General features: G+C 69.9%; 24 protein-coding genes. 6 read left to right on the top strand and 18 right to left on the bottom strand.

Features of this window, described 5'->3' with window-relative positions:
• Window positions 1-387 carry a VOC family protein gene (locus AB0A63_RS23545; protein ID WP_360395099.1) on the top strand — a complete coding sequence of 129 codons (387 nt, stop codon included), beginning with the start codon at window positions 1-3 and terminating at the stop codon, window positions 385-387.
• 19 nt (window positions 388-406) lie between these two features.
• Here AB0A63_RS23545 and AB0A63_RS23540 read toward each other — a convergent pair whose 3' ends face one another.
• The 4 genes from AB0A63_RS23540 to AB0A63_RS23525 form a co-directional block, all read right to left on the bottom strand.
• A complete protein-coding gene (locus AB0A63_RS23540; protein ID WP_360395097.1) occupies window positions 407-901 on the bottom strand; it encodes a pyridoxamine 5'-phosphate oxidase family protein in 495 nt (164 codons plus the stop codon).
• A gap of 82 nt (window positions 902-983) precedes the next feature.
• A complete protein-coding gene (locus AB0A63_RS23535; protein WP_360395094.1) occupies window positions 984-1,475 on the bottom strand; it encodes a hypothetical protein in 492 nt (163 codons plus the stop codon).
• Window positions 1,475-2,866, bottom strand: coding sequence for a wax ester/triacylglycerol synthase family O-acyltransferase (locus tag AB0A63_RS23530; protein WP_360395091.1), 1,392 nt, complete (start codon window positions 2,864-2,866; stop codon window positions 1,475-1,477). Before AB0A63_RS23530 ends, AB0A63_RS23535 begins: the two co-directional genes overlap by 1 nt.
• A gap of 10 nt (window positions 2,867-2,876) precedes the next feature.
• On the bottom strand, window positions 2,877-3,542 hold the full coding sequence (locus AB0A63_RS23525) for a phosphotransferase (protein ID WP_360395089.1): 666 nt from the start codon (window positions 3,540-3,542) through the stop codon (window positions 2,877-2,879).
• Window positions 3,543-3,660: 118 nt separating this feature from the next.
• Here AB0A63_RS23525 and AB0A63_RS23520 point away from each other — a divergent pair, with 118 nt between their 5' ends.
• Window positions 3,661-4,410 carry an RNA methyltransferase gene (locus AB0A63_RS23520; RefSeq protein WP_360395087.1) on the top strand — a complete coding sequence of 250 codons (750 nt, stop codon included), beginning with the start codon at window positions 3,661-3,663 and terminating at the stop codon, window positions 4,408-4,410.
• A 4-nt stretch (window positions 4,411-4,414) separates the two neighbouring features.
• Here the strand turns inward: AB0A63_RS23520 and AB0A63_RS23515 are convergent, their stop codons facing one another.
• Together AB0A63_RS23515 and AB0A63_RS23510 are read right to left on the bottom strand one after the other, a co-directional pair.
• A complete protein-coding gene (locus AB0A63_RS23515) occupies window positions 4,415-4,717 on the bottom strand; it encodes a hypothetical protein (RefSeq protein WP_360395084.1) in 303 nt (100 codons plus the stop codon).
• Between the two features lie 87 nt (window positions 4,718-4,804).
• Window positions 4,805-5,215 (bottom strand): HAD-IA family hydrolase, encoded by a 411-nt coding sequence (locus AB0A63_RS23510; RefSeq protein ID WP_360395081.1) that lies wholly within the window; start codon window positions 5,213-5,215, stop codon window positions 4,805-4,807.
• Between the two features lie 72 nt (window positions 5,216-5,287).
• Here AB0A63_RS23510 and AB0A63_RS23505 point away from each other — a divergent pair, with 72 nt between their 5' ends.
• Entirely contained in the window at window positions 5,288-5,692 is a 405-nt protein-coding gene (locus tag AB0A63_RS23505) for an Rv3235 family protein (RefSeq protein WP_360395079.1), read from the top strand.
• Window positions 5,693-5,913: 221 nt separating this feature from the next.
• Here the strand turns inward: AB0A63_RS23505 and secA are convergent, their stop codons facing one another.
• From secA to AB0A63_RS23465, 8 genes are all read right to left on the bottom strand, one after another.
• Window positions 5,914-8,781, bottom strand: a complete 2,868-nt coding sequence (gene secA / locus AB0A63_RS23500) for a preprotein translocase subunit SecA (RefSeq protein WP_360395076.1) — start codon at window positions 8,779-8,781, stop codon at window positions 5,914-5,916.
• A 391-nt stretch (window positions 8,782-9,172) separates the two neighbouring features.
• Window positions 9,173-9,853 (bottom strand): ribosome-associated translation inhibitor RaiA, encoded by a 681-nt coding sequence (gene raiA / locus AB0A63_RS23495; RefSeq protein WP_360395073.1) that lies wholly within the window; start codon window positions 9,851-9,853, stop codon window positions 9,173-9,175.
• A gap of 975 nt (window positions 9,854-10,828) precedes the next feature.
• Complete coding sequence (locus AB0A63_RS23490) at window positions 10,829-11,434, bottom strand: phosphoribosyltransferase (protein WP_360395070.1); 606 nt, start codon at window positions 11,432-11,434, stop codon at window positions 10,829-10,831.
• A 158-nt stretch (window positions 11,435-11,592) separates the two neighbouring features.
• Window positions 11,593-13,332, bottom strand: coding sequence for an LpqB family beta-propeller domain-containing protein (locus AB0A63_RS23485; RefSeq protein ID WP_360395067.1), 1,740 nt, complete (start codon window positions 13,330-13,332; stop codon window positions 11,593-11,595).
• Window positions 13,329-15,071, bottom strand: a complete 1,743-nt coding sequence (gene mtrB / locus AB0A63_RS23480; protein ID WP_360395064.1) for an MtrAB system histidine kinase MtrB — start codon at window positions 15,069-15,071, stop codon at window positions 13,329-13,331. Before mtrB ends, AB0A63_RS23485 begins: the two co-directional genes overlap by 4 nt.
• A 10-nt stretch (window positions 15,072-15,081) precedes the next feature.
• Window positions 15,082-15,759, bottom strand: a complete 678-nt coding sequence (gene mtrA / locus AB0A63_RS23475; protein ID WP_030471262.1) for an MtrAB system response regulator MtrA — start codon at window positions 15,757-15,759, stop codon at window positions 15,082-15,084.
• Between the two features lie 185 nt (window positions 15,760-15,944).
• Window positions 15,945-16,775 (bottom strand): SAM-dependent methyltransferase, encoded by an 831-nt coding sequence (locus AB0A63_RS23470; RefSeq protein ID WP_360395061.1) that lies wholly within the window; start codon window positions 16,773-16,775, stop codon window positions 15,945-15,947.
• A gap of 75 nt (window positions 16,776-16,850) precedes the next feature.
• Window positions 16,851-17,495, bottom strand: coding sequence for a dTMP kinase (locus tag AB0A63_RS23465; protein WP_360395058.1), 645 nt, complete (start codon window positions 17,493-17,495; stop codon window positions 16,851-16,853).
• Window positions 17,496-17,638: 143 nt separating this feature from the next.
• Between AB0A63_RS23465 and AB0A63_RS23460 the strand changes: the two genes are divergently transcribed.
• On the top strand, window positions 17,639-18,607 hold the full coding sequence (locus AB0A63_RS23460; RefSeq protein ID WP_360395055.1) for a hypothetical protein: 969 nt from the start codon (window positions 17,639-17,641) through the stop codon (window positions 18,605-18,607).
• Window positions 18,608-18,667: 60 nt separating this feature from the next.
• Here the strand turns inward: AB0A63_RS23460 and AB0A63_RS23455 are convergent, their stop codons facing one another.
• Window positions 18,668-20,755, bottom strand: a complete 2,088-nt coding sequence (locus AB0A63_RS23455; RefSeq protein WP_360395053.1) for a hypothetical protein — start codon at window positions 20,753-20,755, stop codon at window positions 18,668-18,670.
• Here AB0A63_RS23455 and AB0A63_RS23450 point away from each other — a divergent pair.
• Both AB0A63_RS23450 and AB0A63_RS23445 read left to right on the top strand, forming a co-directional pair.
• Window positions 20,727-21,686, top strand: a complete 960-nt coding sequence (locus AB0A63_RS23450) for a helix-turn-helix transcriptional regulator (protein WP_360395050.1) — start codon at window positions 20,727-20,729, stop codon at window positions 21,684-21,686. The genes AB0A63_RS23455 and AB0A63_RS23450 overlap by 29 nt on opposite strands.
• Window positions 21,661-21,843: a DUF397 domain-containing protein gene (locus AB0A63_RS23445; RefSeq protein WP_360395048.1), complete on the top strand. Its 183-nt coding sequence runs from the start codon at window positions 21,661-21,663 to the stop codon at window positions 21,841-21,843. The genes AB0A63_RS23450 and AB0A63_RS23445 overlap by 26 nt, the downstream gene beginning before the upstream one ends.
• Here the strand turns inward: AB0A63_RS23445 and AB0A63_RS23440 are convergent.
• The 3 genes from AB0A63_RS23440 to AB0A63_RS23430 are packed head-to-tail and all read right to left on the bottom strand — an operon-like array spanning window position 21,840 to window position 23,395.
• Window positions 21,840-22,259, bottom strand: coding sequence for an Imm1 family immunity protein (locus AB0A63_RS23440; protein WP_360395046.1), 420 nt, complete (start codon window positions 22,257-22,259; stop codon window positions 21,840-21,842). The two genes, AB0A63_RS23445 and AB0A63_RS23440, sit on opposite strands and share 4 nt — an antisense overlap.
• A complete protein-coding gene (locus AB0A63_RS23435; RefSeq protein WP_360395043.1) occupies window positions 22,256-22,942 on the bottom strand; it encodes a DddA-like double-stranded DNA deaminase toxin in 687 nt (228 codons plus the stop codon). Before AB0A63_RS23435 ends, AB0A63_RS23440 begins: the two co-directional genes overlap by 4 nt.
• A 9-nt stretch (window positions 22,943-22,951) precedes the next feature.
• The gene (locus tag AB0A63_RS23430) at window positions 22,952-23,395 is read right to left on the bottom strand and encodes a hypothetical protein (RefSeq protein ID WP_360395040.1); all 444 of its coding nucleotides are present in this window, start codon (window positions 23,393-23,395) and stop codon (window positions 22,952-22,954) included.
• Between the last annotated feature and the right edge of the window lie 36 nt (window positions 23,396-23,431).

Here is a 23,431-nt window from a genome sequence, read left to right as displayed (position 1 = left end):
GTGGCGCGGGTGACTGGCATCGGCGGGGTCTTCCTGCGTTCCCGGGATCCCGTGCGGCTGGCGGCCTGGTACCGCGAGAACCTCGGTGTGCCGATGAGCGAACGCGGCACCGTCACCTTCCACTGGCTCGACACCGCGACGTCGGACCGCCCCGGCACGACGACGATGGCGTTGTTCGCGCAGGACACCGAGTACATCGGCGAACCGCACCAGCGCACCATGCTGAACCTGCGGGTCGACGACCTGGAGTCGTTGATGGTGAAGCTGCGCGGCCGCGGCGTCGAGGTGCTGCCGGAAACCGAGGACTCGGAGTTCGGCCGGTTCGGCTGGTGCGTCGACCCCGAGGGCAACCGGATCGAGCTGTGGGAGCCCGCCGAGGGCATGTGAGTGGCGGTTTCCGCCGTGCTCAGGCCTGCCGCGCCGCGGCTTGGCGCCGCACGAGCTCGGCGACGTTGTCCGGCAACGTGGTCTCGAAGTCGGTCAGCTTCGCCCAGGCCGGCCGGATGACGATCCGGACCATGCCGTCGGTGTAGAGCGAACGGACGTCGGCCTCCCACTCGGCGCGCTGCTCCGGCGTCATGGACTTGGTCACCTGGAGGTACTCGGCCGGGATGTCGTCCACGGGGGCGAGCTCGGCCCTGCCGCGCACGGACAGGATCCGCGGCGGGAACGCCTCGGTGTCGATCGTCAGCGCGACGGCCGGGTTCGCGGCCAGCATCGCGAGCTTGCGGGCGTTCTTCGACGTGCAGATGACGATCTCGCTGCCGTTCCAGCAGAACCCGACCGGGAGGTTGCGGGGCGTGCCGTCCTGCGCGACGAACGCCAGCCGGGCGATGTCGCGGCCGAGCAGCTCCTGGCTCAGCGGGCGGTTCAGGACCTCGTCGACGTCGTGCTGGTTCATGGCGGCTCCGTCTCTCCGGTGTCGGACACCTCGGGGACGGAGCCGCTCACGGCACCTCTACCTCAGTTCGACGTGACCTGAGTCACATCAGCTCCAGCACGAACGCCAGCTCCTGCGCCGCGTACCAGGCCAGCTCGTGGTCCTCGGCGCTGCCCAGCGCGAACTCGGCATCCGGGTCGCCCAGGTCCGCCGCGTCCACGACCTCGGCGGCGGCGCGCACGTCGTCCTCGGCCTCGGCCGTGTCCAGGTGCACGGACGCGACGTCCTTCAACGTGAACGGGCCCACGACCTTCACCACCGAGAAGTCCAGGTCCGGGCGCAACGTCACGTCGTCCGCGTCCACCGCGACGACCGCGCGGCGCGGTTCCGACTTCTCGTCACCGGCCAGCAGCCGCAGCGACGCGCGGGCCGCGTCGAGCATCGCGGCGTACTCCAGCTCCTCGGTGTCGCCGGCGGCGTAGGACTCGCGCAGCGCCGGCGTCAGCGCGAACGCCGTGCCGCCCACCGGTGTGAGCTCGCCGCTGTCGACGAAGCTGCGCAGCATGGCCACCGTGGCCGGGATGTAGACCCTCATCACGCGCTCGCCGTCCCCATCAGTTCCTCCACCGACTCCTCGACCATGCTCGCGAGAACGTCCACATCGGACATGGCGTCGCGGTCGCCGTTCAGCCCGAAGTACACACCGCCGTCGTACGACGTCACCCCGATCGCCAGCGCCTGGTTCTTGGCGAGCGGCACGACCGGGAAGATCTCGGTCATTCTCGCGCCCGCCGCGTACAGCGGCACCTGCGGGCCGGGCACGTTGGTGACGATCACGTTGAACAGCCGGCGGCTGAACGAGCTGGCCGCCCGCGCGCCCAGCGCGTGCAGGGTCGGCGGCGCGAAGCCGGAGACCTTGACCAGCGCGTCGGCGGCCACCGACTGGCCGGACTCCAGGTGGGCGCGGGTCGCGTGGCTCACGTGGTGCAGCCGCACCACCGGGTTCGGCTCGCCGACCGGCAGGTCCACCAGGTAGGCGGAGACGTTGTTGCCCGAGTCGGGGTCGGTGTCGCGCACCGACATCGGCGTCATCGCGCGGATCGTGGTGCTGCCGGTGACGTTCTCACCGCGGCTGAGCAACCAGTTGCGGATCGCACCGGCCAGCGCCGCCAGCACCACGTCGTTCACCGTGCCGCCGTGGGCCTTGCGGATGGCGCGCAGGTCGTCGAGCTGGGCGCGCGCCACGGCGAACCGGCGCTGCGGCGAGGTGATCCGGACGTTCAGCGGGCTGCCGGGCGCCGGGCTCGCGGCGGTGTGGATGGCGGCGGCGACCGCACCCACGGCGTTGACGACCTTGCCGACCGTGGCGACGGTGTCCATCGCGGCGCTGCGCACGTTCTCCACTAGCTCGCCCGGCCGGTGCACGATGTCCGTGACGGCGTCGCTCACCAGCTGCAACGAGCTGGGCTCCGGCTGCGGCATCCAGAGGTTCTCGACGTTCGTGCGCGGCGACGGCGACACGTCCAGCATGACCTGGCCGATCTCCAGCGACGCGATGCCGTCGACCATGGCCTGGTGGGTCTTGGTGATCACGGCGAGCTGGTTCTTCGCCAGCCCCTCCACGAGGTAGCTCTCCCACAGCGGCCGCGAGTGGTCGAGCGGCCGCGACATCAGCCGCGCCACCAGGTCGTGCAGCTGCTTCTCGTTGCCCGGCTTGGGCAGGGCGGAGCGCCGCACGTGGTAGGTGACGTCGAAGTCAGGGTCGTCCACCCACACGGGCCGCGCGATGCGGCCGGGGACGTGCACGACCTTCTGCCGGTAGCGCGGCACGAGGCTCAGCCGCTGCTCGATGAGGTCGACGAGCTTGTCGTAGTCGAACCCCGCCTTGGGCCTGCGGAACACCGCCACGCCACCGACGTGCATCGGCGTCGTGGAGCCCTCCAGGTACAGGAACGAGGCGTCCAGCGCTGACAGTCGGTCCGGCATGCCCGCCAGACTAGTGCCGTTTCGCGTCCATGAGCTTTTCCAGCGCCGCCCGTTCCCGCGGATCGCGGTCGTGCCGCTCCAGCCGGATGCGCGCGGCCTCCGGAATCGCCTCCCGCGCCCGCGGGTCCACGTTGGCCATGAACGACCTGAGGAAGTTCCACCGCGTCAACCGGCGGGCCGTCGTCAGCCGCGCGACCGCCAGCGACACCCAGGACAGCGCTACGTCGAGCCGCCGGTCGCCCCTCATCGCGCAGGCCCAGTCGAGCACGACCGGTCCCTCCGGGCCGAGCACGACGTTGCCGGGGTGCAGGTCGAGGTGCAGCAGGTCGCCGTCGCCGGTGAGGAAGTCGGGGGCCCGCACCGCGTCCAGGCGGTGGTGCAGGTCGGCGAGCTCGCGGCCGAGCTGACCGGCGAGCCACGGCTTGCGGCCGATCTCCTCGGACATCCGCGGGCCGGGCACGTACTGCATGACGAGCTCGTCCGCCGTCGCGTCGTGCACCCGCGGCACGGGGATGCCGTGACCGCTCAGGTACAGCATCATCTCGGCCTCGCGCCGCAGGTCACGGCCTGTGCGCGTGCGTTTGACGAGCAGCCCGTCGGACCGGATGAACACGTCCGAGTCCTGGCCGCTCGCGAGGTGTTGACGTTGCGCGACGCTGCGCACACCTGACGTCATGTGACGATCATCATGCATATGATCCAAAGCACAAGGGCCGAACGGCTCTACTCGTGCTCTTCACCCGTTCGAGCCGGGCGTGCGGGGGCGTGCCGGGCCGTCTGGCACCCTCTTCGGCGTGGAGATCTCGCCCAAGGACCGCTTCGTCACCGTCTACGGCCGCAAGCCCGTGCTGGAGGCGCTGGACGACCCGGCGCTGTCGGTGGACAAGGTGGTGCTCGCCGACACCGCACGCGGCCCGGCGGCGCGCGAGATCCTGGACGCGGCCCGGTCGCGGGGCGTGCAGGTGCAGCGGGCGACCGCGCAGCGGGTGAAGGTGCTGGCGGGCAACGGCAAGCAGGACCAGGGCGTGCTCGCCGACGTCGTGGCGCCGCGGATGAAGCCGCTGGCGCTCGCGCTGGAGGAGGACGACCTGCGGTCCGTGCTGGTGCTGGACGGCATCACCACGCCGGCGAACGTCGGCATGATCCTGCGGACCGCGACGGCCGCGGGCATCGACGGCATCGTGGTGCCGCGCCGCGGCGTCGCCTCGATCGACCCGCTCGTGGTGAAGGCCTCCGCCGGGGTGGCTTTCCGCGCGCCCGTCCTGCGCTGCGGCACCGCGGCGGAGGCCTCCGCTCTCCTGCGCGCGTCCGGATATCCGCTCCACGCGCTCGATTCCCACGCGTCCGACACGATCTATTCCGCTGAATTCGCGGAACGGTCGGCATTCGTGCTCGGCAGTGAGACGTTCGGGATCACCGAGGACGTGCGCCCGCACATCACCTCGTGGCTTTCGATCCCGATGGCGGCGGGCGTGGAATCGCTCAACGTCGCCTCAGCGGCGGCCGTGCTCTGCTTCGAGCTCGTGCGGCGCGCCCAGGGCTGACCGCCTACAGCCAGTCGACGTGGTAGCCCTCGACCCACACCGGGCCGACCAGGCCGTCGCACCCGGCGATCGACGACCTCGCGCGCACGTGCCCGATCGTGCCGTGCTCGTCCCAGCTCGACAGCGTGGTCCGGCAGTGGGCGACGGCGCGGAAGTTGCCCGGCCAGCCGTCGTCGCAGAAGACCTCGACGCTGCGCCCGTCCCGCGGGAACTCCTCGCGGCAGCCGCGCTCCTGCGCCCGCGCAGGAGCCGCGACCGCCGAACCGACGGCGATGACGATCGCGGCACAAGCGGCAATTCTTCGCATTCGCTCTCCTGAGGATCAGCGGAACCAGGCCGCGTCGAAGTTATCCGGGGAGCGGAATGACCGGCAATTACGCCTCGGGGTGAACCCTCAACCGCGCAGCGCTGTCGCTAGCAGGATCTCCAGTTCCTCGAGGGTGGTCCGCGTCGACCGATGGTGGACGCCGACCATGCCCGCCTCGGCGGCGCCGCGGACGTTCACCGCGAGGTCGTCGACGAACACGCACTCGCCCGGTTCGAGACCGAGCTTCGCGGCCGTGAGCAGATAGATGCCGGCGTCCGGCTTCGCCAGCCCGACCTCGCCGGAGATGACCGCCGCGTCGAACAGCCCGTGCCAGTGCGCCGGCGGCTGCCACCACCCGTCCGCGTTGGACAGCAGCGCGGTCTTGAACCCCTGCTGCCGCGCCTTGCGCACCGCGGTGAGCAGCGGCGGTTCCGGCGGGTTGTCCTCACCGGGGTCGGTCAGGACGCCGCCGTAGTCCAGCACGAGGGCCTTCAGCATGGTCAGGACCGTACTACCCACTCCTTCGAGTGATGGGTGTCCTGATCGGCGCGCTGCGCCGCCGGTTTCGGCATGCCCCCAGTCGTTCGCCGCCTGCCCACCTACGAGCCGCCCGCCGGGGCGACTTTCGTGCCACGCCCCCGCGCACGCGGGTCGTGGCTGCCCGCACCGGAGCCACCGCCGCCGCCGCTCGACGCGGCCCGGCTGCTCACAGCCGTCCTGGAGGTGGTGGACGGCCGTCGCCCCGGTCGTTTGCTGCAACAGCTCACCCTGCCCGCGCTGGCCGCCCGCCTGGTCCGGTCGGTGCGCGTGCGGACCACCCGCCTGCTGCGGCCTCCTCGTGTCTGCCACCCAACCCGGTTCGCCGCCGAGATCGCCGCCACTGTGCGCCGCGACGAGCGCGTGCTCGCCGTGGCCGCACGCGCCGAGCACCACGACGGCCGCTGGCTGCTGACCACGTTCACAGTGCTGGAGTAACCCTCCCCGCTTCCGCGGAGGGCACGCGGGGACCTTTCGTACTCTCCTGCAGTACGAAAGCTCCCCGCGTGCGCTCCCCCAATTCCGCATGCCGGAAGTCACGCGGGCGCCCCGCGTTCCCTCCAGAGGGCACGCGGGGACCCCGCGTGCCCTTCCAGGTACACGCAGGGGCCCCGCGTTCCCCTGGGGGAAGCGCGGGGCCCCTGTGTGGCCGGTTGCTGCTAGCGCTTGCGGCGGTTGCCCTTCGCGGCCTGGCGGGCCGCCTCACGCCGCTCCTTGCGGGTGCCGCTCTGGGCGCCACCGCCGTTGTTCTCGTCGCTGTGCTGCTCGACGCCGCCGTCCTCGGCCGGGCCGCTGTAGCTCAGGTGCTGCTCACCGGGGCCACCGAGACCCTTGCCGCGCAGGGCGGGCGGGATCGCGTTGCCGGTGGCGAGCTGCGCCATCGCCGGACCCGCCGGGGCCGCCGGCTGCTGCTGCGCCTGCTGCTGGGCGGCCGCCGCGGCACGGGCGCGGGCACGGGCCCCCGTCGCGGGCAGCGGCTGCGGGGCCTGGCTCAGCAGGACCGGGACCTCCGGCTCCGGCTGGGGCTCCGGCTCCGCGGCCTCGACCTGCAGGTTGAACAGGAAGCCGACGATCTCCTCCTTCAACGCGTCGAGCATCGCGTTGAACATGTCGAAGCCCTCGCGCTGGTACTCGATGAGGGGGTCGCGCTGCGCCATGGCGCGCAGACCGATGCCCTCCTTCAAGTAGTCCATCTCGTAGAGGTGCTCGCGCCACTTGCGGTCGAGGACCGACAGCAGCACGCGGCGCTCCAGCTCGCGCATGGCGCCCTCGCCGACGCGGCCGTCGATCTCGGCCTCGCGCTCGCGGTAGGCCTTCAGCGCGTCCTCGACGAGCACCTCGCGCAGGTACTCGCGGCTGACGTCCTCGTCGGACTCCAGCAGCTTGTCCGGATCGACGCTCACCGGGTACAGCGTCTTGAGCGCCGTCCACAGCTTGTCGAAGTCCCAGTCCTCGGCGTAGCCGTCGGCGGTCGCGCCGTTGACGTACTCCTCGACCACGCTCTCGATCATGTGCTCGACCTGGTCCTTCAGGTCTTCACCCTCGAGGACGCGGCGGCGCTCGGCGTAGATCACCGTGCGCTGGCGGTTCATGACCTCGTCGTACTTCAGGACGTTCTTGCGGATCTCGAAGTTCTGCTGCTCGACCTGGGTCTGCGCGCTGCGGATGGCGCGGGTGACCATCTTGTGCTCGATCGGCACGTCGTCCGGCACGTTCAGGCGCGTCATGACCATCTCGACCATGGACGCGTTGAACCGGCGCATCAGCTCGTCCTGCAGCGACAGGTAGAACCGCGACTCACCGGGGTCGCCCTGACGGCCGGTGCGGCCGCGGAGCTGGTTGTCGATGCGGCGCGACTCGTGGCGCTCGGTGCCCAGCACGTAGAGACCACCGGCCTCGCGCACCTCGTCGGCCTCGGCCTTGCCCTGGGTCGTGAGCTCCTCGACGACCTTGGCCCACTCGGCCTCGTACTCCTCCGGCGTGGTCACCGGGTCGAGGCCGCGGTCGCGCAGCTCGTGGTCGGCGATGATGTCCGGGTTGCCGCCCAGCACGATGTCCGTACCGCGACCGGCCATGTTCGTCGCGACCGTGACGGCGCCCTTGCGGCCGGCCTTCGCGATGATCAGCGCCTCGCGGTCGTGGTGCTTCGCGTTCAGCACCTCGTGCGGGATGCCCTTGCGCACCAACAGCTTCGACAGGTACTCGGAGCGCTCGACGCTCGTCGTGCCGATCAGGACCGGCTGGCCCTTGGCGTGCTTCTCCGCGATGTCCTCCGCGACCGCCTCGAACTTCGCCTCCTCGCTCTTGTAGACGAGGTCGGGCTGGTCCTTGCGCTGCGGCGGGCGGTTCGTCGGGATCGGCACGACGCCCAGCTTGTAGGTCTGGTGGAACTCGGCCGCCTCGGTCTCCGCGGTACCGGTCATGCCGCCGAGCTTCTCGTAGAGGCGGAAGTAGTTCTGGAGGGTGATCGTGGCGAGCGTCTGGTTCTCCGCCTTGATCTCCACACCTTCCTTGGCCTCGATGGCCTGGTGCATGCCCTCGTTGTAGCGCCGCCCGGCGAGCACACGACCCGTGAACTCGTCGACGATCATGACCTCGCCGTTGCGGACGATGTAGTCCTTGTCCTTGGTGTAGAGCTCCTTCGCCTTGAGGGCGTTGTTCAGGTAGCCCACCAGCGGGGTGTTCGCCGCCTCGTACAGGTTCTCGATGCCCAGCTGGTCCTCGATGAACGAGACGCCCTGCTCGGACACGCCGACCGTGCGCTTGCGCTCGTCGACCTCGTAGTGCGTGTCGCGCTTCATCAGCGGGCTCAGCCGCGCGAACTCGACGTACCACCGGGCGCTCTGCTCCGCGGGACCACTGATGATCAACGGCGTGCGCGCCTCGTCGATCAGGATCGAGTCGACCTCGTCGACGATCGCGTAGTAGTGCCCGCGCTGCACGCACTCGTCCAGGCTCCACGCCATGTTGTCGCGCAGGTAGTCGAAGCCGAACTCGTTGTTCGTGCCGTAGGTGATGTCCGCGTTGTACGCCGCACGCCGCTGCTCCGGCGTCATCTCGGACAGGATCGCCCCGACCGTGAGCCCGAGGAACCGGTGGACACGGCCCATCCAGTCCGCGTCGCGCTTGGCGAGGTAGTCGTTCGTGGTGATGACGTGCACGCCGCGGCCGGCCAGCGCGTTGAGGTAGACCGGCATGACGGAGGTCAGCGTCTTGCCCTCACCGGTGCGCATCTCGGAGATCTGCCCGAGGTGCAGCGCCGCGCCGCCCATGAGCTGCACGTCGTACGGGCGCTGGCCGAGGGTGCGCTTCGCGGCCTCGCGGGCCACGGCGAACGCCTCCGGCAGCAGTTCGTCGAGCGACTCGCCCTCGGCGTGGCGCTTCTTGAACTCCTCCGTCTTCGCACGCAGCTCGGCGTCGGAAAGGTCGACCACGTCGTCTTCGAGGTGGTTGATGTGTGCTGCGATGTTGCGGAGGCGCTTGAGCATCTTGCCCTCGCCGGCGCGGAGCAGTCGGGACAGCACCATCTGGATAGACCTCATCACCTGTATCGCGGCGCGCCCACGTCGGACGCCTTTCCCCTGCCCATCGTAGGCAAGTCGCCAAGATGTGTGCACAGACACAGGCGGATTGCCGCGCCTGACCTGGTATTGGCAGGTCAGGCAGGCCGTTCTGCGATCTTCCGCAGACCACCTGCCGCCGGTGCCCCCATCTCGGCTACTGGTGTGGAGAACGCATGAGGCCCGTGTGAAGGTTCCTGGCGGCGCGAAGTTCACCTTGACGGTGAACGAACCGCGGTTGACAAGCCCGTTTGGTCCCGTTTGCGCCGTCGGCGGGTGGCCGGTGAACGCACACCGCCGCCCTCACGCGCGAGGGGCGCGAAGGGCGGCGGTGGTCGAAGGTGTGTGGTTTACCGGATCAGGCCAGCCTGATCACGCCGTAGTCGAATCCCTTCCGGCGGTAGACGACGCTCGGGCGACCGCTGTCGGAGTCGGCGAACAGGTAGAAGTCGTGTCCGACCAGTTCCATCTCGTAGAGGGCCTGGTCGACCGTCATGGGTTTGGCGGCGTGCTCCTTCTCGCGCACCACGCGTCCGGGCAACTTGTCCTCGAGGCCGTCGTCCCACCGCTGCGCGGGCACTTCCGCCATGCCCTCGTAGTCGGCCTCAGGTGCGTCGAGCACCGCGGTCTTCGCGCGGCGCGACGTCATGACCTGACCGTTCTGGTCAGCAGCGGGGGAGGTGTCCCCCAGCCCGCTTGTCGCTTCCGCCACCGAGATCGGGGCGCGGGCCCCGTGGTGGACGCGCCTGCGGTCGTGCGACCGGCGCAGGCGGTTCTCGAGCTTCGCGACCGCAGCGTCCAACGCGGCGTAGAAGTCACCCGCGCAGGCTTCGGAACGGACCACCGGTCCACGTCCCTTGCCGGTGATTTCGACCCGCTGGCAGTTCTTCGACTGGCGGCGGTTCGGCTCGTGGAAGAGTTCCACGTCGAAGCGGATGACCTTGCGGTCGTAACGCTCAAGCCGGGCCAGCTTTTCGGCGACGTGCACCCTGTAGTGATCGGGCACCTCGACGTTGCGGCCCTTGACGACGATGTCCATACACGACCTCCCTCGCTTTGCTGCGAGCTTTGGCTGGACTGATTTATCGAGCGCCGTGGCGATCTTGGATCGCAGATGTGTCGCAGAGGGTCGTCCTCGGCAGGTCTCACGGCGCCTGGGTCATGGGCTGTTCGCCTCCTCCCCGCGGGCCGGGAACGCTGATAGCGGTGCACGTTAGCTTGGGATTCACCGTCGCGTAAGCCCCCTTGCCGGGCGAACCGGCAGATTTTTCGGCGACTACGCAGCGCGACAACTCCCTGCCACAGCACGTGTTCCCAGCGTGGCACGAGCACCGCTCTCCGGCATCTCGCTCACCCGTAAGGCTCAGCGCGCGGCCACTACTCGACCGCAGCACCACTGCGTCGAACGGTTCCCAGCGCGGCCTCATACCCAGCCAACGGGTGACCACCGCGTCATGTTCCCGAAACTTCGAAGAGATCGATTCCGATGCCTCCGACTCCGGTCTAGATGCGACGGAACCGCGCTTTCTCCAACTGAACCGTTCCGTTTCGCTGACCGATCACGAGCGTGTCACGCCCGGCACGCCAGCGGTTTTCGCCCATTCGCGTACGAGCCCGGCGATCTCCACCACTGTCCGGCGAACCATGCGATTCCTCTGATAACCGCTGGTCAGCTCTACAAGTGAATAGGCGTTAACCGGAGCACCGAGCAGACAGCCGACATCGGGCGGTGCCAAACGCACCGCCTGCGGGGGTCACCGCACAGGGCCGCGCGACCAGCCCTAGCGCTCCACGCCCAGGGGCAGCGCTCTGCGGCGGCGCACGACACGGCGACGAAACACGGGTCTGTCCAACGTCGGGTCCAAACGTGCCACTCCGCAGTTCCGGATCTTCGGACAGGACGGGGCTCGCGACGACGACCTGGGGATTCCCGTCCAACCGGGACGAACCGGTGATCCACTGGCCGACACCAACTTCACCCTTGTGGGCGGTGCCGAAAGTCCCGGTCGAACCGTCAACCCCACGAACGCGCTGACGAAAGCGCCAGCACGGCCTGCGCGCGAACACCGGACGATCGCAACGCGCGGGCACATTCACCAGCCGTCGCACCCGTCGTGACCACGTCGTCCAGCAGCACAACTGTTCCCGGTGGGGGTCTGCCGCAAACGCGCACGCGCCCGTCCACGTTCCTCCTGCGCGCTCCCGGACCCAGCCCCACGGAGTCGGCCACGCCCGCCGTGAACGACAGGACCGGTGCCACGGCGGCGATCTCCACGGCCCGCGCGATTCTCACCATGTGGTCGCCCCCGCGTTCCTTGGCCGCCCCTGCCCGTGACGGCGCCGGCACCAGCACCCACGGCGCGGGCCCGACCGACACGAGCGCCGCGGCCACCACGGCGCCGAACCACGCCGCCAACGCCCGCGCACCCCGTTCCTTGAACGCGAGCACGAGCTCCCGCACCACGCCGTCGTACGCCGCCAGCGCCCACACCGGCGGCCCGACCCCGGGCACGGACAGGCGAGCCGGCGGCCCGAACGCACCGAGGCAGGACGAGCAGCAGGCGGGGCCGGGCCGCCCGCAGCCGGAGCAGCGGACGGGCACGATCAGCTCAAGGGGCATGTGGACCAGGGTGACGACGGGGTCTGACATTTTCCGCGGTCCCGCACACCGCCGAACCAGCGATGGGTGCGCAGGCGGCCGGAAGGGCGGTTGGCAGCGGAAAAGTGCTCGCTGATCTTGAGTTGGCAGTACTTGCAGACGCCGGTAGGAGCAGGGGGTCAGCCCGGGTAGAAGACCTGTGAACCGGTTGACGTGCGGATCGGGCTCGGACGCCACACGTCGGTGATGTCCGTGGCGATCCACAGCCCGGAGCTGTCGATCACCTGCACCGACCGCGACGGTCCCGCGGCCACCGACCCGACGAGCCCGGTGAGGTTCGACTGGCTGTACCGGTCGAGCTTGGCCCCGTCGATGTAGACCTTGCTGACCGGCAGCGCGGCCACGGACGACGACACGACCACGATGTCCTGCGACAGCCAGTCCACCGACAGCACCGAGGAGCCCAGCAGGGACGGCTGAACGGCCCGCGGGGAGCGCAGCGCCACGTCCTGCTGGTTGCGGACCACGGAGGCCACGTAGAGCTTCCCGGCGATGACCAGGGCAGCACGCGTGCCGTCACGGGAGAGGCGGAGCTCGGTGATGCCGCCGAACGCGGCCAGGTCGGTGGTGTTGACGCTCTTCGCGGTCCAGTTGCCGTTGTCCGCACGGGTGACGCGCGTGACCGAGCTCCCGTCGGCGACGGTCCAGACCTCCTTGCTCGGCTCCTTCGGACCGCTCGACAGCAGCCACGTCGGTCTGGTCAGCGAGGTGGCCGGCAGGTCCACCTCGGACAGCGGCTGCTCGTTCTCCCCCACCCGCAGGCGCATCGCCGCGCCGTCGCGGGTCACCACCGCCAGGCGCGAGCCGTCCAGCGACTGGGCCGCGCTCGCCACGGTGTAGGTGCCGTCGCCGGCCGGGCCCTTGACGGCGACGCCGTCGTTCAGCGAGCGCAGGCGGCCGTCCACGACCAGCATGCCGGGCAGGTTCACGTTCGAGGCCAGCAACGCCTCACCCGCGGTCGCCGACACGTCGGACGGGCGGTAGTCGCGTTGCTCGGCCAGGATCTGCTGGCCGTCGACGAGGACGCGGATGCGCGAGGACGTGACGCCCTGGAACGACTTCACGACCTGCGCGACGATCTGCTTGTTCTTCTCCGGCGTGCGGTCGTTGCCGACCTTGGTGAGGTTGACCTCGAGCGCGCCGTCGTCGGCTTCCTTGGTGTTCGAGAACTTGTCGGTGTCCGGGCCCAGCGCGGAGACCAGCGTGTCGCGCAGCGCGTCACTGGGGCCCTTGATCAGCAGCTCGGTCACGCGGGTCGGGATGTCGGTGGCGGGCGGCACGACCACGAACCGCGGGTCCGGCACCAGCACGCTGAACTCCGGGTTGTAGAACCAGAGCACGACGCGGCGGTAGCTGTTGTTGAACACGTTCTGCGGCATGTAGACGCCCAGCGGCGGCTCGGAGATGCGCCACTGGTTCTCGTTGTTGCGCTCCAGCTTCACCGGCGTCGAGAAGTCGCCGAGCTGCGGCACGAACGCGTTGTCGTTGGCGCCCAGGCGGCCGACGTTCTTGCCCTGCAGCAACACGGTCTGCGTCTTCTCGGCCTGCGCCTGCGAGGTCGGCACGGTCGAGAACGACGTCTCGATGATCGTGGGGCTCTTGGTGTCCCACTTCTTGTCGGCCTCCGGCGTCAGGTACGCCCGCGCCGCCGCGTAGTTGTGGTCCGGGTTGGACGTCGCGCCGATGAAGTCGCGAACCAGCTCGAACGGGTCGAGGTCGCGCCTCGGCTCGGGCGCCTGGTTCGTGTTCGAGGCCTTGTTGTCCTTGGTGCCGATGGGTTTCGGCTGGGTGTTCGTCGGGATCGCAGCACAGCCCGTGATCGTCACGAGCACGAGGAGCACCAGGGTCAGCCGCTTCACCGCACTTCCTCCGAAACCTCGTCGGGCACGCCGTCGACCGGTTCGGCCGGCTGCCAGGTGATCTCCTCGGGGGTCAGCTCGACCTCCTCCGGTTCCTCCGCCACCGGCGTCTCCGCGACGGCGGCGACCGCGCCGGCCGCGATGGCGGGCGCCAGCGGCAACGGGCTCTCGCGCAGCTCCTCGCCGTGCGTGCGCGGCAGCGTCAGGCGGAACACCGCGCCGTGGCCCGGTTCTCCCCATGCCTCCAGCCAGCCGCCGTGCAGCCGCGCGTCCTCCAGCGAGATCGACAGGCCGAGGCCGGTGCCGCCGGTGCGCCGGTTGCGCGACGGGTCGGCGCGCCAGAACCGGCTGAACACCAGGTCCGCCTCGCCCGGCCGCAGCCCGACGCCGTGGTCCCGCACGGTGATCGCGACCGCGTCGGCGTTGCCGCGCATGGTCAGCTCGACCGGCTGGCCCTCGCCGTGGTCGATCGCGTTCGCCAGCAGGTTGCGCAGGATGCGCTCCACGCGGCGGGAGTCCAGCTCGGCGGTGAGCTCCTCGTCCGGGAGGTCCAGCACCACCGGGGAGTTCGCCGTCGTCGACAGCGCGCGCACCGAGTCGTGCGCCCGGCGGGCCAGCACGCGGATGTCCACCTGTTCGGCGGTCAGCTCCTCGACACCGGCGTCCAGGCGGGAGATCTCCAGCAGGTCGCCCAGCAGCGACTCGAACCGGTCGAGCTCGTCGACCAGCAGCTCGGTGGAGCGGGCGAGCCCGGCGGGGAACTGCTCGCGCGAGGCGTGCAGGACGTCCGCGGCCATGCGCACGGTCGTCAGCGGCGTGCGCAGCTCGTGCGAGACGTCCGAGGTGAACCGGCGCTGCAGCTGGCCGAACTCCTCCAGCTGCTTGAACTGGGCCTGGATGGACTCGGCCATCTCGTTGAACGACTCGGCCAGCCGCGCCACGTCGTCCTCGCCGACGACGTGCATGCGTTCGTGCAGCACGCCGTCCGCGAACCGCTCCGCGACCTCGGCCGCCTGCCGCACCGGCCGCACGACCTGCCGGGTCACCAGGTTCGCGATCAGCGCGAGCAGCATCAGCAGCACGACGCCGCCGACCACGAGCGTCGACTGCACGACCTCGGCGGTGCGCTGCTCGGAGGCCAGCGGGAAGATCAGGTAGAGCTGCATCGACCGGGCCGTGGTGCTCATCGGCAGGCCGACGACGTACAGCGTGGTCGGTTGCCCGCCGCGCTGCACGGTGTGGATCTGGGTGCCCTCGCCGCCGTTCTCGACCATCTCGCGCAGGCCGGGCGGCACGTCGTCGAGCGGCCCGACGGACGGCACGCGGGCGCTGTTGGACGCGAGCCCGTCGGCCAGCACGGGTTCGAACGCGCCGGCGCCGGCCGCCGTGGCGTCGGTGCCGGCGCTGCCCACCGCGAGCTTGTTGATCGCGCTGGTGAACCGCGTCTGCACGCTGTCCGGACCGGGGTTGAGGCCCACGAGGTCGGACTGGATCAGCGTCTGCGAGGCCTTCGCCTGGCGGACCGCCGCCTCCTCCTTGGTGGCCAGCAGCTGGTTGGTGATCTGCATCTGCAGGACCATGCCCAGCACGAAGACCACGGCGGACGACAGCGCGAGCGTGGACACCACGACCCGCAGCTGCAGCGAACGCCGCCACAGATCACCGAACGCGGCCCACCGCTTGCGCGCCTCCTCGACGAGGAACTGCGCCTTCGCGGCGAGCGGCCGAACGAACTTCATACGCCACCTGTCACGGAGGGCCGGCCTTGTACCCGACACCGCGAACGGTCAACACCACCTCGGGATGCTCCGGGTCCCGTTCCACCTTGGACCGCAGCCGCTGCACGTGGACGTTCACCAGGCGGGTGTCGGCGGCGTGCCGGTAGCCCCACACCTGTTCGAGCAGCACCTCGCGGGTGAACACCTGGCGCGGCTTGCGGGCGAGCGCGACCAGCAGGTCGAACTCCAGCGGCGTCAGCTGGATCGGACGGCCCTCGCGCAGCACCTCGTGACCGGGCACGTCGATCGTCAGGTCGCCGATCTGCAGCACCTCGGACGGCTCGGCCTCGGTGCGCCGCAGGCGCGCCCGGATGCGGGCGACCAGCTCCTTCGGCTTGAACGGCTTGACGACGTAGTCGTCGGCACCGGACTCGAGGCCCAGCACCACGTCGACCGTGTCGCTCTTCGCGGTGAGCATCACGATCGGCACGCCCGACTCGGACCTGATCGCCTTGCAGACGTCGATGCCGTTCATGCCGGGCAGCATCAGGTCGAGCAGCACGAGGTCGGGCTTGAGCTCGCGCAGCGCGGGCAGGGCACGGGCACCGTCGGCGACCACCGCGGTGTCGAAGCCCTCCCCGCGCAACACGATCGTCAGCATCTCCGCCAGGGCGGGGTCGTCATCGACGACGAGCACGCGTGCCTTCATGCCCAACATCGTTGCACTGCCGGTCGCGCGTTCGCGCACCACCCATGTTCCATCGCCGCTGGTGGCGGAGCGCGCTCGTTCGGTAACCGGCCGGAACCCTCGTTCCACGTGCCCCACCTCGCCTGATTCGGCCTGATCGTCGCGTGCATCGTCGTGCGACGGTCACCATTCGTTACCCGGTGGTGTCAGGCCGTGCGGACGGCCGAGGCCAGCCAGATGCGCGCGTCACCCACCTTCCGCGGGTCGGTGATGGCGGGCACCGGACGTTCGTGCCGCGCGGCCAGGTCGACCTGGTGCGTCACGGTGCCGCGCCAGCCGTGCCCTGCCAGCCACGCCACCGGGTCCTCCACGTCGGAGCACCAGCCGGCGTCCATCGAGTCGAACCGCTGCTGCACCGCCCTCATCTGCGGCAGCTCCCGGAACGCGCGGTTGACGTGTTCGAGCGCGAGCGTGCTGCCGCGGGCCGACAGCGCGCCGACCCAGTGCATGATCCGCTCGCCGGCCTCGGGGGGCAGGAACATGAAGAGGCCCTCCAGCAACCACGCCGTGGGCCTCCTCGGGTCGTACCCCGCGTGGATCAGCGAGGTCGCCCAGTCGTCGCGCAGGTCGCAGGGGACGACGACCCGGTCGCAGGACGGGCGTGCCCCCAGGTCGCCGAGGGCCTGCTCCTTGAAGTCGAGCAGCTCCGGTAAGTCGAGCTCGAACACGGTCGTGCCCGGCGGCCAGTTCAACCGGAACGCTCTTGTGTCGAGCCCGGCCGCCATCAGCACGACCTGGGGTCGCGCCGCGTCGAGGAGCTGGTCGTCGAAGTAGCGGGTGCGCAGGACGAAGTGGTCACCGGCGAGGTTGCGCACGCCGTTGAGGTCGCTCGCGGAGCCTGCGGCCGTCACCAGCCCCTCGGCCAGCGGGTCGTCGAAGAGGCGGTCGAGTTGGCGTTGCTCGGTGGCACGGGCGGCGGCGATCAGGACCGCCGTCCGGGCGACCCCGACCGGGGTGCGCTGCAATACGCGCTTCAAATTGGGCACTCCTATTAACTCACAGTGACGTACCGACACTCGATCGTGTCAACGGGTACGCACGTGAGCGACCACTCAAGGAGTGAAGAGCGGTCCCAAAAGCGAACGGAAGTTCACGTTTGACCGGCCGTCGACCAATTGCCACGGCGCGAGCCAGTCGATGTTCGCCAATCCGTCGTAAACAGCACCGCAACGGGCTTGCAGGCCGCCATCGGATTCATAAATGTCTCGCGCACGAGACCCGTCTTCCCGCTCCCGTTTCGCGGCACGTTCCGCGGCGACCTCGACGGGCACGCGCAGCAGCAGGTGCAGGTCCGGAACGGGCAGCCCGAACCGCTCGACCTCCAGCTCGCGGACCCACCGCACGAACTCCCCGTGCTCGTCCTGGTGCAGCCGCGCGGCGCTGTAGGCGGCGCTGGAGGCGACGTACCGGTCGAGCAGCACGACGTCGTGCCGTTCGAGGTCCGCGCGGATCTCGTCGGCGGCGCCGCGCCGGTCCAGCGCGTACAGCACGGCCATGCCGTAGACGGAGTCGCTGAGGTCGCCGATGTTGCCGTAGAGGGCGTCGCGGACCAGGTCCGCGTGCACGCTGATCCCGTAGCGGGGGAAAGCGTGGCTGGTCACGGTCCTGCCCTCGGCTTCAAGAGCGGCGATCAGACCGTTGGCCAAGGTGCGCTTGCCGGCCCCGTCGAGGCCCTCGATCACTACGAGCTTTCCCACGCCAGCACCCTACGGGACCGGTACCGGCCACTCACACGGCCGCAACCCGTCCCCCACACGGGCGAAATCCGATCTTTCGATCACCAGATCGAGTGACTACGGTGAACAGTCACACGGCGCGTGTGTGAAGGGTAGGTGCCGCGGTGGCCGCGGAATCCGGGCACGCCGAGTCGGTCGACGAACCGATCGGTAACCCGACCGGGGGTCTGCCGACCCCGCTCGCCGAGACGCTGCGCTACGGGCCGTTCCACCGCGCTCTGCGCGAGGCGATCGCCCACCGGGGCCTCTCGCTCGCACGGCTGCGCGCCCACCTCGAACAACTCGGTGTCCAGGTGGGCCAGTCGACGCTCTCGTACTGGCAACGCGGCCTGCGCCACCCGGAGGTCCCGCGTGCGATCAGCACCGTGCGCGCGTTGGAGTCCGTCCTGCGGTTGCCGCCATCGTCCCTGCTGGACCTCATCGGTCCACGCACCGCCAACACCTACCTGCCGCGCCCGGTGCCGACGTGCCCGGACTCGGCGCCGTTGCTCGCCTCGTTCGACTCGGTGCCCGAGGCCGCGCGCAGCAACGCCGACCTCGAAGTGCTCTCCGTGCACGACACCGTGCAGATCGGCATGCACCGCGAGCAGCGCTCCATCACCACACGGCTGGTCGTGCGCGCGGTGCGCCAGGGCCCGGACCGCTACCTCGCCGTCCACCAGGGCGACGACGGCGCGGTGATCGACAACGCGCTCGTGCGCGCGGGTGAGGGCTGCCGGCAGGGGCGGCTGCGCAGGGAGGGCGCTTCCCGGAACCTGGCCGTGGAGATGCTCTTCGACCGCAGGCTCTCGGCCGGTGAGGAGCACGTCTTCAGCTACACCGTCGTCGACGACACCGGCGGCGCGACACCCGGCAACCACCGCACGTTCCGCGACGTCTGCGGCTCCTACCTGGTGCAGCTGTCGTTCCACCGGCGGGCGATGCCGGCGCGGTGCACGAAGCAGTTCCGCGCGTCGGCCGAGGCCACCCCGGTCGACGTCGAGGAGCTGGTGTGCGGGCTCGGCGGCGTGGTGAGCGCCTACTTCAGCGACGTCGGGCCGGGGATCGCGGGCATCGCGGTCGAGTGGAGCTGAGAAGCGAGGGCGAGGAAAGCGAGAGGGCTATCTTTACAGGAGTGTGAGAAGGAAGCCCTCTCATGGCCTCGCGTCGTCCACGCTAGCAGTCCTGTCCAGGACTTTGTCCAGCTGCTCGACGGTCGCGGTGAGCGGACTTCCGTCCGGAGTGGACTTGCGGCGCACCACGTCGGCCAGGTGCCAGACGGTGAAGTGCTTGCGCCCCAGTACAGCCGCCACGGTCTCGCGCACGATGCCGCGGTTGCCCTCGACCCGGTTCCCCCACGAGGCGCCGCGCAGGTACAGGTGCAGCCACGTGGCGAGCCAGCCGCCCTCGCAGCGCTCGAAGACGACCGGCAGCGCGACCCGGCCGTTGCCGCGCATGACACTGCGCGCCCGCACGGTGCTCGGCTCGAACGGCTTGCCGCGCTGGCCGGGCTCCCGGGTCATGAACCCGAACATCGACTCGGCGACCTCGTTGAAGCCCTCGCCGTCGTAGATGTTCACCTGCGGCACCACGTACTTCGCGGTGATGGCGGAGTGGGGCACGTCGATGAACTCCGTGGCACCGTCCGGCGCCTCGGTGAGATCACCCGAGTAGTAGGCGCCGTCGCCGTGGTGGCTGGTCCACGACACCTGCCCCTTGAAGTCGAAGGCGGCGTTGAGCAGCACCGCGGACAGGTCGTAGTCGGTGCGCTGCCCCTTCTGCCGCCAGTACGCGAAGAACCGCAGGAGGTCGCCCTCCAGCCACGCCTTCGACCCGCGCGGCAGCACGTTGAACCCCTCTTCGGAGGCCTTGCCGGACAACGGGAGCACGACGTCGAGCGCCTCGGGCGCCACGCGCAGCTCCGAGACACCGGGCAGCCTGCGGACGAGCTCGTCCTCCAGCACGTCGACCAGGGCACCGACGACGGGGCTCGCGAGCGGCGGCCGGACGTCGTCCGTGACCCACGCCCGGCCGTTCCGGTTGGCGAAGACCCTCGCGGCGTCCGGCTTCTCGCGGTTCTGGAGGTGTTCGAGCACCGAGCAGAGCACGCGGCCGGACACCTCGGGCGCGGCGGCGCGCACGGCGTCCACGACCAGGTCCTGGTCCGCGCCGTACCGCAGCAGCCGGTCGAGCTGGCGCAGCAGCATCCCCGGTGCCGCGCCGAGGACACCGACGGCCGTGCGGAGGTCGCCCTCCTGGAACGCCAGCTCCACCCGTCCTGCGAACGACCTGACGACCTTCTCCCTGCGTGCCACCGCGAACACGTCCTGCGCGCACGGCAGCAGCTCGTACTCGTGCGGGTGCAGCCGTTCCCCGAGCCGCTTCCACGCTTCACGGTGCCGCGGCACGTCACCGAGCTTGCCGGGGTTGCTCCGCACGGTCTCGTCCAGCGCCGCCAGCAGGACCCGGCGCTCCGGCCGCCGGAACGACCGGAACCGGGTGGGCGTCCGCAGTGTCACGTCCCCGCCCGACGCCTGGCACGCCAGCCGCAGCACGTCCGTGACGGTGTCGACGGACGGCACGGCACCACGGGCCAGCCGGGCGGCGTTGACCACCGCGCGGTTCTCCCTGACCGGCACGGCCTCCGGCAGCTCGTCGGTCTGCTCGGCCAGCTCGGCGAGCAGGTGCAGGTCGGCCTCGCCCAGCGGCGTCGGGCTGCCGGCCAGCTCCAGGTAGAGGCGGCGGGTCTCCTCCGCCTCGGTCCCGCCGAGGTGCAGGACGGTGACGCGGTCCTTGACGGACGGGATCAGCGCGTCGTGCGCCTGGAGGAGCTCCTCGTAGGTGTGCCGGTGGGTGCCGTACTCCGGCAACGCGAGCAGGTTGAGCACGCCGTTCGCCGCGAGCTCGTCGGCAGGCACGTTCTTGAGGAGCGCGTCGCGCAGGCAGTGCGCCCAGAACTCGACGGTGTCCGGCACGCCGTGCGGGAAGTCCTTGAAGTAGGGGTTGTGCCGCACGTCGTCCCCGACGAGCCTGCGGACGGCGTCCACGACCGTCCGGGTGTACGCGGCCGGGTTCTGGAGACCCGCCACGTGCTCGATCAGCTCCTTCGACGCCTTGAACCCCACCTGCACCAGCGCCGCGTCCAACCGCCTGGCTTCGGCCCGGCCGTCACCGGCGGCCCCGGTCGAGGTGGGCACGCGCAAGGTCCGGCCGATGAGGGTCATGAGCACCCGCTCAGTCAACCTCGCACGTCAACCGAGTAAGTGCACCCGTTCGGGGCCGATGTTGTTCTTCGCACAACGCCTACCTTCGAGTTCCATGAACGGTGACCCGTCCACCCCGTACAGCCGTGACCTCGGTGACGAGCTGCGCCAGATCCGCGAGCAGTGCACGACGTTCCGCGGGCGCAGGATCGCGCGGATGCTCGGGTGGGACCCCGCGAAGGTGTCGAACATCGAGCACGGGAAGGTGCGGGCGAGCGAGATCGACATCGTGCAGTACCTGGGGCGGTGTGGGCGGTCGCTGGAGTTCATCGAGGGGTTTCTGGACCGGTACCGCCGGGCCTTCGACCAGTACTTCGTGCAGGTGCCGACGAACCTGCGCACGCTGTCGATGGCGGAGTCGAGCGCCGACAAGATCACGAGCTACAACTTGACGGCGATCCCGGGTTTGCTCCAGACAGAGGAGTACGCAACCGCGCTCTTCGAGATCTGCGGGAACGCCACCCCGGACGAGATCAAAGCGTTCGTCCGTTTCCGGATGGACCGACAGGCCATCCTTCGGCGACCGAACCGACCGCCGTGCACCTTCTACATCCACGAGAACGCGCTGCGGATCACGGTCGGCAGCGCCGAGGTCATGGAAGACCAGCTCATGAGATTGCTCTTCCACACCCACTCGATCCGGATCGTGCCCGCAGCGATGGGGATGGCCGGCATCCTCATGGCCCCTTACGTGCTGTGGGAGTACGAAAAACGGAGCAGCGTCGCTTACACCGAGTCCGACCTCGCCATGGTCTTCGTGCAGGACCTTGCCGGAGTCAAGCAGTGCAAGTCCCTCTTCAAGCGTCTGGATGGGCTGGCCCTCAGTGAGGAACAATCGCGAACGATGGTGGCGGACCTCGCCAGCCGATCGCGGGAGGACCTCAGTGGCCGGAAACTGCACCTGGCGTAAGAGCAGCTACAGCGGCGGCAGCAACGGTGGTCAAGAGTGCGTCGAGGTGGCGTTCGCCGAGGTCGTCCGCGTGCGTGACTCCAAGAACACCACAGGTCCCCAGCTGAAGTTCAGCGCCAAAGCCTGGCGAGCGTTCGTCAGCGGCGACGAACGCTAGTCGCCAGCCGCCTGCCACGTCACGCACTTGGGCCGCTTGCCCTCGTTCGCCAACAGCTCCCGCAAGGCCTGACGCACCAGGTCGAGCGGCACCTCCGAGTCGGCGGGGTACTCGTGCGCGGTGCCGTAGTACAGGAAGCGCACACCGTCGGGATTGACCTTCCCGCCTTTGCTGAACCACTCGCCGTCGTCGCCGGCGTAGCGGACGGCACCGAGCCCGGTGGCCTCGTCCACGCCGACCACCAGCTCGTGTGCGGGGTCCTCGTCGGCGGCCTCGTCCACGGCGTAGACCGTCGCCGACCGGTAGTCCGGTCCGGCGTTCAGCAGTTCGGTGAGGAAGCCGTCGATGTCACCGTCGCCGCGCAGGAAGCGCACGCCGGCACCGTGCTTGTACGAAGCCTCCAAGACATAGCTCATCCCTGGGCTTCCTTCCCCCGGTAGGTCCGCTGACCACCTGGCCAGTGGATTGTCACGGTCTGACCCGGCTTGAGGATTCTCGGCAAGAGGCGGTCGCAGGACCACCGGCCCTCGTCACACGGCGCGTTGTTGACGGCGAGCGTAACGCGCATGGACGACAGGGCGCGGAGGGCCGCGGCGAGCTTGACCTCGACGTGCGAAGCGACCCACAGGGTGCCCCTGGCCGGGCCGATCCCCAGCTCCGCCAGCACGCCGCGTGCCTGCTGCCAGTCGTGCTCGCCGCTGACGAGCGGACGCTCCACACCGTCCTCACCGACCCAGATCCCCGACGTCTTGCCGTTCTCCCGAGCGGGGAGCTTGGCGAGCAACGTCGCGCCGGGCGCAGGAACAGGTGCTGCTGGCAACGGTTCGTCGGCTCGACCGCTGCCCTCCAGCCTGTTCGCCACAGCCGTCACACCAGCGTGGATGGTGGTCAACCTGCGCTGCAACGCGTCGATGCCTGCGATCACCTGCGCGAACGTGTCGAGCACCTGGTGGATGTCGGCTTGGCCGCTTCCGGCTGCCGCCCGTTCGATGAGAACGTGCGCTTCCTCGGCGGCGTCAAGTGCGTTGGCGAGTTCGGCGAAGGGCAGCCGTTCCAGGCTTGCGCGCAACGCGGCGATGACGTCTCCGAGCGTTGCCATGCACGTTCGTCAGCTGAGCTCGTACGGCACCGGCAACCCCATCGCCGCCAGGAACCGCGCCGTCTTGACCTCGACGAACACCTCGGCGCCGTCGAACGCGTCCACGTCCTCCTCGTCCCACGAGAAGGAGTCCGGGTCCTCGTCCTCGGCCAGGAACCCGCGGATCTCCTCGGCCGAAACGTGCCCAGCCCACGCGGCCAGTCCGGCAGCCTCGCGCGAGACATCCGTGGGATCGGACGCGCCGGGGTTCTCGAAGTACGTGCGCGGCGTCAGGCCCAGGTAGGCGACGCCGGTGCCAGGCCCGGCGGGCGCGTAGACGACCGAGGTGATGTCGCTGTCGTGGATGTCGATCCACAGCCACGGCTCGGTCAGCGGCGGCAGTTCGCCCTCGGACAACGTGGTCCAGGAGCCGTTCTCGTAGGCATAGGTGCCGAAGAATCCCACGACGGACATGAAAACAGGGGCCTCCCGCGACCCTGCGCGGGAGGC

The sequence above is a fragment of the Lentzea sp. NPDC042327 genome, from assembly GCF_040647275.1.
In the GTDB taxonomy this organism is placed as follows: domain Bacteria; phylum Actinomycetota; class Actinomycetes; order Mycobacteriales; family Pseudonocardiaceae; genus Lentzea.
The sequence above is the reverse complement of the archived record's forward strand: the minus strand, read 5'-3'. Positions and strand labels throughout refer to the sequence as shown.